The organism is Micromonospora sp. BL1 (assembly GCF_003667485.1).
GTDB lineage: Bacteria > Actinomycetota > Actinomycetes > Mycobacteriales > Micromonosporaceae > Micromonospora > Micromonospora tulbaghiae.
Genome location: NZ_RCVK01000115.1, coordinates 1 through 7728 on the forward strand (window position 1 = coordinate 1; position 7728 = coordinate 7728).

9 protein-coding genes and 1 pseudogene are annotated in these 7728 nt (G+C 73.5%); 2 read left to right on the forward strand and 8 right to left on the reverse strand.

What is annotated here, in order from left to right; genetic code table 11:
- From EAD96_RS01415 to EAD96_RS01445, 7 genes are all read right to left on the reverse strand, one after another.
- Window positions 1-339 (reverse strand): MerR family transcriptional regulator (locus EAD96_RS01415; RefSeq protein ID WP_233585350.1); only part of this gene is annotated, 339 nt, incomplete at its 3' end.
- Between the two features lie 31 nt (window positions 340-370).
- Window positions 371-1120 carry an SDR family NAD(P)-dependent oxidoreductase gene (locus tag EAD96_RS01420; protein WP_121682993.1) on the reverse strand — a complete coding sequence of 250 codons (750 nt, stop codon included), beginning with the start codon at window positions 1118-1120 and terminating at the stop codon, window positions 371-373.
- A gap of 47 nt (window positions 1121-1167) precedes the next feature.
- Complete coding sequence (locus EAD96_RS31115) at window positions 1168-1977, reverse strand: CPBP family intramembrane glutamic endopeptidase (RefSeq protein WP_233585352.1); 810 nt, start codon at window positions 1975-1977, stop codon at window positions 1168-1170.
- Window positions 1978-2076: 99 nt separating this feature from the next.
- Entirely contained in the window at window positions 2077-2424 is a 348-nt protein-coding gene (locus EAD96_RS01430) for a DUF3140 domain-containing protein (protein WP_013287507.1), read from the reverse strand.
- Window positions 2411-2629, reverse strand: coding sequence for a DUF2945 domain-containing protein (locus tag EAD96_RS01435; protein ID WP_043329581.1), 219 nt, complete (start codon window positions 2627-2629; stop codon window positions 2411-2413). Before EAD96_RS01435 ends, EAD96_RS01430 begins: the two co-directional genes overlap by 14 nt.
- Before the next feature lie 41 nt (window positions 2630-2670).
- Window positions 2671-3273: a Uma2 family endonuclease gene (locus EAD96_RS01440; RefSeq protein ID WP_121682994.1), complete on the reverse strand. Its 603-nt coding sequence runs from the start codon at window positions 3271-3273 to the stop codon at window positions 2671-2673.
- A 56-nt stretch (window positions 3274-3329) separates the two neighbouring features.
- Window positions 3330-4133: a class I SAM-dependent methyltransferase gene (locus EAD96_RS01445; protein ID WP_121682995.1), complete on the reverse strand. Its 804-nt coding sequence runs from the start codon at window positions 4131-4133 to the stop codon at window positions 3330-3332.
- A gap of 313 nt (window positions 4134-4446) precedes the next feature.
- Here EAD96_RS01445 and rpsA point away from each other — a divergent pair, with 313 nt between their 5' ends.
- Entirely contained in the window at window positions 4447-5976 is a 1530-nt protein-coding gene (rpsA, locus tag EAD96_RS01450) for a 30S ribosomal protein S1 (protein ID WP_121682996.1), read from the forward strand.
- 160 nt (window positions 5977-6136) lie between these two features.
- Window positions 6137-7315 carry a dephospho-CoA kinase gene (gene coaE, locus EAD96_RS01455; RefSeq protein WP_121682997.1) on the forward strand — a complete coding sequence of 393 codons (1179 nt, stop codon included), beginning with the start codon at window positions 6137-6139 and terminating at the stop codon, window positions 7313-7315.
- A gap of 38 nt (window positions 7316-7353) precedes the next feature.
- Here coaE and EAD96_RS01460 read toward each other — a convergent pair.
- Window positions 7354-7728, reverse strand: a pseudogene (locus tag EAD96_RS01460) (hypothetical protein); the annotation flags it as partial.

Below are 7728 nucleotides of genomic sequence, written 5' to 3' on the forward strand. Positions count from 1 at the left end.
GGGCGCAGGGGCGGCGGCCTGGAGGGCGGCGGCCAGGCGGTCCCGGACGGCCACCTGGGCCGCGATCCGGGCGTCCAGCACGGCCAGCCGCTCCCGGCCGACCCGCAGCCCCGCCGGGGACGGCGGCGCCGACGCCACGTCCCCGTCCAGGCAGGGCAGGAAGACCCGCACGTCGTCCAGCGTCAGCCCGGCGTCGAGCAGGTGACGGATGTTGCGGACCCGGGTGACGACGGCGGCGTCGTACTCGCGGTAGCCGTTCGCCGCCCGGGCCGAGGCGATGAGCCCGTGTTCCTCGTAGTGCCGCAGGGCACGCGGCGTGCAGCCCGTCGCCTTCGCCACCGCGCCGATCCGCACCGCCGCCACCGTCCTCTCACGCGACCACCGCGCCCCCGTCCACCGGCAGCACCACACCGGTGACGAAGTCCGCCTCCGGCTCGCACAGCCGCCGGATCGCCCAGGCTACGTCCTCCGGCCGGCCGATCCGGCCCGCCGGGGTGTGTGCGAGCTGCCAGTCCCGTACCGCCGCGCGCCGCTCGGGGGAGAGGCCACTGTGCTCGCCGATGGGAGTGTCGACCGCGCCGGGCGCCACCGCCACCACCCGGACGCCGAGCGGCGCGAGTTCCACCGCCCAGCTGCGGGTCAGCGAGTCCAGCGCGGCCTTGCCCGCCGCGTACACCGAACTGCCCGGCCAGGCGCGCAGGCCGACCGACGTGGTGACGTTGACGATCACGCCACGGGTCGCGGCGAGCGCCTCGACGGCGGCGTGCGCCAGCCGGATCGGCGCGAGCAGGTTCGTCTCCAGCTGCCGCCGGGCGGCGTCCTCGTCCAGCTCCGCCAGCGGCCCGCCGCCGGCCACGCCCGCGTTGTTGACCAGGACGTCCAGGCGGCCGTACCGGTCGAGCGCGGCGCGGACGACCCGGTCCGGCCCGTCGGGAGCGGTGACGTCGGCCGTCAGCGGGGCGATACCCGGCCGGCCGGCGGCGGTCTCCGTCAGCGGGGCGGCGCGCCGGCCGACCGCGACCACTGCGTACCCGGAGGTGGCGAGGGATCGTGCGGTGGCCCGGCCGATGCCGGTCCCCGCACCGGTGACCACGGCGACGCGTGGCGTGCGGCGTTCCATGCCGGCATCGTCCGACCCTGCCGCCTGCGGCAGGGTCAAGCGGCCGGTCAGAGACCGAGCAGGACCGGCATCGCGTTGACCGCGCCGTGCACCACGAGCAGCGGCCACATCCGGCGGTACCGCGACCACAGGTAGCCGAGGAACAGCCCGAGCGCGCCGTGGTTGACGACCACCGACGCCAGGTCGACGGCGGGCCGGCCGCTGCCCTGGATGGCCACGTGCCAGACCGCCCACACCAGCGCCGCGAGCACGATCGCCGGCCAGCGCCCCAGCAGCGACTCCCACCGGGTCTGCAGCCACCGCCGGTAGAAGGCCTCCTCCAGCAGCGCGTTCACCGCGAAGGCCACAAGCAGCGTGACGACCAGCTCGACCGGCGTGACGGTCCGCCCCCAGTCGCTCGCCGGCACGGACAAGGGCGTCGCGTAGCTGAGCACCAGCCACACCGCCACCGGCAGCGCCGGACCCCACCGGTGGGCGGCGTCCGCCGGGGCCGGCCCCGCCCGCCACCGTGGCGGCCGGCGGCGCGCGGCCAGGAACACCACGAGGGGTACGCCGAGCAGCAGCGCGAGCTTCCACACGGTGTACGCGGGTTCGCCGCCCAGCAGCGGCATGACGGCGGCGAACGCGATCCCGGCCAGCAGCAGCGGCACCGCCTCACGGTACGGCGCGACCGGGTCCGGCCACCTCGGGTCGGGCGCGGGCGGGATCAGGCGGATCAACGCGATCGCGGCCAGCGCCGGGATCCAGCGGCTCCACATCGGCACGGTGCCGTCGTGGTCGGCGCTGTACCTGACGCCGGTGTTGCCGGTCACCACCAGGAAGACTGCCGCGACGGCGATCAGGCCGAGGCCCGCCACGAGGACCACCCGCCCGGCGCGGGGGATGACGGCCGGCGACCGAGACGTCTGTCGTCATCGCCGGCACGGTACCAACGCCCGGCGAACGGACCGGCCGGCTCAGCCCTTGAGCGGGTCGTGGCCCCAGTTCATCAGCGACCAGCGCCACCTGGTGTCCCGGACGTCACCCGCGGGACGTTGCGCCAGGTGCCGGTGCACGTATCCGATCACCTTGCGCATGTGCTTGTAGTCGGCGGCGGTGAGGTCGGCGCGCTTGCGGCGCAGCAGGTCGACGATGCGCCGGCCGGAGTCGTGGCCGACCGACTCGCCGCCCTGGGTGCCCTTCTTGTGCCAGCCGACGTGTTTGGACTCCTCGCTCTCCAGCCAGCGGGACAGCTCGCCCGGCTTCATGTTCACCGCGTCGGTGAACTCCCGGTACGTCTGCTGCGGGTCCTCAGCGCGACTCATGGCGAAGCACCTCCGGACGGTGGGCGACGTCGCGGCCCGAGTCGTCGTTGGTGATCCGGTACTGCGGCTGCTCCGGCGAGGCGTTCACGGTGTGCCCGCGGACGTGGGTGCGCTCGGTCAGCTTCTCCTTGACGACCCCGTACGCCCGGCCGCTGTGGCTGGCCCAGGAGACGTGGTCCCCGGCGTGGAACTCCTTCTCGGCCATGCCGCCCGGTTACCCGGAGTGGATACCGAGTAACGGCGTCGTCAGGGCCGGATCTCCGCGATCGGCAGCTTGATCGCGAAGGGCTCGGGCAGCTCGATCACCTCGCTGCCGTCGTCCACCAGCTCGTACTGCCGCTCGCCGCCCGGGCCGATCCGGTCACCGAGGCGGTACGCGTAGAGGTGCACCGGATCCTGCTCGATCCGCCAGTAGAAGGGAATCCCCGCGGCGGCGTACTCGCCCGGCTTGGCGAACCGGTCGACCCGCCGGGTGCCGGGGGAGACGATCTCGACGGCCAGGACGACATCCGCCGGTCGCAGGAGGGACCGGTCGCTCGGCAGCCCGGCGTGGTGGAGCAGGACGTCCGGACGGCGACTTGAGTCGACGTCCAGACCGATGCTCACCGCCTGGGCCGCGCGCAGATGCGCTGGAACGCGGGATCGTAGCCATATCGCCAGCAAGCTGGCGATGCCTTGGTGGCCGAGAGTGGGGAAGGGCGTCAGGTGGATGATGCCGTCGACGAGTTCGACGCTCGGTGCGTCGGGCGGCAGCGTCAGTAGGTCGTCCAGCCTGTAGTCGGTCAGCAGTTGCCGAGCGGGGTCAGGGCGCCAGGGAAAGGCTGCGTTGGGGGTCGGGCCGACGCTCATGGGGACAGCGTGCCGCGTGCCACTGGAGGGTCGATCGCACTGCGGGTCCGTTGGTGTCAGCCGGCCGGCTTCTCGGCGACGAAGATGGCGGTGCCGGGGAACAGCCGGCCGCGCAGCGGGCTCCACTGGCCCCAGATCCCCTCGTGCCCGGCCGGCCACTCCGGTTCCACCAGGTCCAGCAGGCGGAAACCGGCGCCGACCAGCTCCCGGATCCGGTCGCCCAGGGTGCGGTGCTGCTCGACGTACGTGGCCACGCCGTGCTCGTCCTGCTCGACGTAGGGGGAGCGGTCGAAGTACGAGTGCACCGCGGTCAGCCCGCCCTCGCCCGGGTCGTCCAGGAAGATCCAGCGCATCGGGTGGGTGACCGAGAAGACCCACCGGCCGCCGGGGCGCAGCACCCTCGCCACCTCGCGCATCGCCGCCGCCGAGTCGTCCACGAACGGGATCGCGCCGAACGCGGTGCAGACCGCGTCGAACGCGGCGTCGGCGAACGGCAGGGCGAGCGCGTCGGCCTGCACCAGCGGCACGCGTACCCCGGTGCGGTCGGCGGCCTCGGCGGCGTGCCGCAGCATGCCGGCGGACAGGTCCAGCGCGACCGGCCGGGCGCCCTGGGCGGCGAGCCAGCGGGCGGCGGCGGCCGCCCCGGCGCCGAGTTCGAGGATGCGCCGGCCGGCTACGTCGCCGAGCAGCCGGGCGTCGGCCTCGCGCAGCCCTTCCGGGCACCAGACGAAGTCGGCGTCGCCGAGGAACGCGCCGTGCTCGGCCTGGTACGCGTCGGCGTCGGTGTCCCACCATCCGCGGTTGGCGCGGCGGATCTCGCCGGCGTCGACCCGTCGGCGGGTCACCCTGTCGTCGTCCACGGGTTCACGCTAGGTCCGGCGGCCCGGACCCGGTGCGGTGGGGGTGGCGGCTGGGGCGGGTGTGACGGACGAGACAGCTGTGGCACCTTACCGAGCAAAATCTCCGCTTTCGCAGCGGATGAGTTCGCACGGACCCGGGAGGGCTTGCACGCTGTGGTAATGCAGCGGGTAGGCTAGACGATGCGCTCGCGGATCGTGTGCCTCGGCAGGGAGCAGGTGCGCGGTCACCGGAGCCACTAATGATCTTCTCGCGTCGATCGTTCGGTGTGCCCGGCGACGGATCCGCTGGCGCGGAAGAGTCACTGCGACACCCATGCCCGCTGTGACAACCCATCCGACCGGAGCAACCGCCCACATGACGAGCAGCATCGAGGCCACCTCGAGCGCCAACAAGGTCACCCACGACGACCTCGGCTCTGAGGAAGCTTTCCTCGCCGCGATCGACGAGACCATCAAGTACTTCAACGACGGCGACATTGTCGAAGGCACCGTCGTCAAGGTCGATCGGGACGAGGTCCTGCTCGACATCGGCTACAAGACCGAGGGTGTCATCCCCTCTCGGGAGCTGTCGATCAAGCACGACGTGGACCCGGCCGAGGTCGTTTCGGTGGGCGACCACATCGAGGCCCTCGTCCTCCAGAAGGAGGACAAGGAGGGTCGGCTGATCCTCTCCAAGAAGCGGGCGCAGTACGAGCGGGCCTGGGGCACGATCGAGAAGATCAAGGACGAGGACGGCGTCGTCCGCGGCTCGGTCATCGAGGTCGTCAAGGGTGGTCTCATCCTCGACATCGGCCTGCGTGGCTTCCTGCCCGCGTCGCTCGTCGAGATGCGGCGTGTGCGTGACCTGCAGCCGTACGTCGGCCGCGAGCTCGAAGCCAAGATCATCGAGCTGGACAAGAACCGCAACAACGTGGTCCTGTCCCGCCGTGCCTGGCTGGAGCAGACGCAGTCCGAGGTGCGCACCGAGTTCCTCAACAAGCTCCAGAAGGGGCAGGTCCGCAAGGGCGTCGTCTCCTCGATCGTCAACTTCGGCGCGTTCGTCGACCTGGGCGGCGTGGACGGCCTCGTGCACGTCTCCGAGCTGTCCTGGAAGCACATCGACCACCCGTCCGAGGTCGTCGAGGTGGGCCAGGAGGTCGAGGTCGAGGTCCTGGACGTCGACCTGGACCGCGAGCGGGTCTCGCTGTCGCTGAAGGCGACGCAGGAGGACCCGTGGCGTCAGTTCGCCCGCACCCACGCGATCCAGCAGATCGTGCCGGGTAAGGTCACCAAGCTGGTGCCGTTCGGCGCGTTCGTCCGGGTGGACGACGGCATCGAGGGCCTGGTCCACATCTCCGAGCTGGCCGAGCGCCACGTGGAGATCCCGGAGCAGGTCGTGCAGGTCGGCTCCGAGGTCATGGTCAAGGTCATCGACATCGACCTGGAGCGCCGCCGGATCTCGCTGTCGCTCAAGCAGGCCAACGAGGGCTTCGTCGAGGGCGAGGAGCACTTCGACCCGACCCTCTACGGCATGGCCGCGACGTACGACGAGCAGGGCAACTACATCTACCCGGAGGGCTTCGACCCGGAGACGGGCGAGTGGCTCGAGGGCTACGACAAGCAGCGCGAGACCTGGGAGCAGCAGTACGCCGAGGCGCGTCAGCGCTGGGAGGCCCACACCAAGCAGGTGCAGACCTCCCGTGCCGCCGACGCCGAGGCCGCTGCCAACCCGGCTCCGCCCGTCACCAGCGGCACCACCACCTCGACCTCGGCCCCGAGCCGTCAGGCTGAGGAGCCGGCCGGCACGCTCGCGACCGACGAGGCGCTCGCCGCGCTGCGGGAGAAGCTCGCCGGCGGCAAGTGACCGGACGCTGACGCGGGTTCGTCCCACCGGACGAATCGGCGACTGCCTCTGACGACGGGCCCCGTCCCCGCGTTCCGCACCAGCGGAGCGCCGGGGGCGGGGCCCGCGTGTACGCCGGGGCGGTTTGGCATGCGGACGAGCGATCCGGTTGACTGTCCGGGTGCTGAAGGTGGGGCTGACCGGCGGAATCGGATCGGGCAAGAGCGCGGTGGCGAGCCGCCTCGCCGCGCTGGGCGCGGTGATCGTCGACTCGGACCGCATCGCCCGGGAGATCGTCGCGCCCGGCACCGACGGGCTGGCCGAGGTGGTCGCCGCCTTCTCCGACAAGGTCCTGGACGCCGACGGGGCGCTGGACCGGGCCGCCCTCGGCGCGCTGGTCTTCGGCGACGAGGCGGCCCGCCGCACGCTCGAAGGGATCACCCATCCGCGGGTACGCGCGCGCAGCGCCGAACTGGTCGCCGCCGCTCCCGCCGACGCGATCGTCGTGAACGACGTACCGCTGCTGGTCGAGGTGGGACTCGCGCCGACGTACCACCTGGTGGTCGTGGTGCAGACGGCCGTGCCGACCCGGATGGCCCGGCTGACCCGCGACCGGGGCATGGCCCCGGCGGAGGCGCAGCGGCGCATCGCCGCGCAGGCCGACGACGAGACCCGCCGCGCGGTCGCGGACGTGCTGCTCCCGAACGACGGCACGCTCACCCAGCTGCACGCCGCGGTGGACGCCCTCTGGCGCGACCGCCTGCGGCCCTACGAGCGCAACGTCCGCGAGCGCCGCGCCGTCCCACCGGACCCGGCGGCGCTCGCCGGACCGGATCCGACCTGGCCCGAGCAGTACGCCCGGCTGGCCGCCCGGATCCGCCACGCGGCAGGCGGTGACATCCGGGTCGACCACGTCGGCTCCACGGCGGTGCCGGGGCTGGCCGCCCCGGACGTGATCGACATCCAGGTGACGGTGTCCTCGCTCGACGAGGCGGACGGGCCGCTCGGGCAGCGGCTGGCCGAGGCGGGTTTCCCGCGCCTGCCGGGCGACTGGTGGGACGCCCCGCGGCAGCCGGAGCCGGTGCGCTGGCCCAAGCGGCTGCACGGTGGCGCGGACCCGGGGCGTCCGGTGCGCCTGCACCTGCGGGAGGCCGGCTCGCCCGGCTGGCGCCACGCGCTGCTGGTGCGCGACCACCTGCGCGCCGACCCGGCGCGGCGGGCCGACTACCTGCAGGTGAAGCGGGATCTGGCGGCGGCCGCGCCGGAGCACGCCGCGTGGGGCACTGTGACCGATCCCTGGTTCGACGAGGAGCACCTGCGCGCCGAGGAATGGGCCGCGCAAACCGGCTGGCGGCCCTGACAGGCCGGTCCCGCGAACGCCGGCCGTTCAGCGCGACGCTAGGCCGACGACCCGCCGCTGCCCGCCGCGCGCCCCGGCGTGAGGTCGAGCCGGATCCACACGCCCGGCCCGGTCCGTAGTTCCATCCGGCGCGGCAGACCACCGCGGTCCAGCCACAGGCGGCGGCCGCCCGGCAGCTCGAACACGTCGACCGTCCGGTCGCCCAAGCGGTCCTCCCGGACCCGGACGATGTCGCCGGTCGGCGGGCGCCGGGCCGCCCGCAGCGCCGCGTCGAGCAGCCGGTCCAGGTCGTCGCCGGGCGGGCGCGCGGGGGCCGCGAGCAGCGCGGGCGGCACCGGCGTCGGGGGTGTGGCGGGCCCGTCCGGGGACCGCTGCATCTGCGCCACCCGTCCCGGCCGGGCCCAGCGGAGGGT

What these genes read in the sequence shown, in the direction of transcription:
- rpsA (WP_121682996.1), top strand. Translation starts at nt 4,447, where the DNA reads ATGCCCGCTGTGACAACCCATCCGACCGGAGCAACCGCCCACATGACG.
- EAD96_RS01420 (WP_121682993.1), bottom strand. Translation starts at nt 1,120, where the DNA reads ATGGAACGCCGCACGCCACGCGTCGCCGTGGTCACCGGTGCGGGGACC.
- EAD96_RS01430 (WP_013287507.1), bottom strand. Translation starts at nt 2,424, where the DNA reads ATGAGTCGCGCTGAGGACCCGCAGCAGACGTACCGGGAGTTCACCGAC.
- EAD96_RS01440 (WP_121682994.1), bottom strand. Translation starts at nt 3,273, where the DNA reads ATGAGCGTCGGCCCGACCCCCAACGCAGCCTTTCCCTGGCGCCCTGAC.
- EAD96_RS01435 (WP_043329581.1), bottom strand. Translation starts at nt 2,629, where the DNA reads ATGGCCGAGAAGGAGTTCCACGCCGGGGACCACGTCTCCTGGGCCAGC.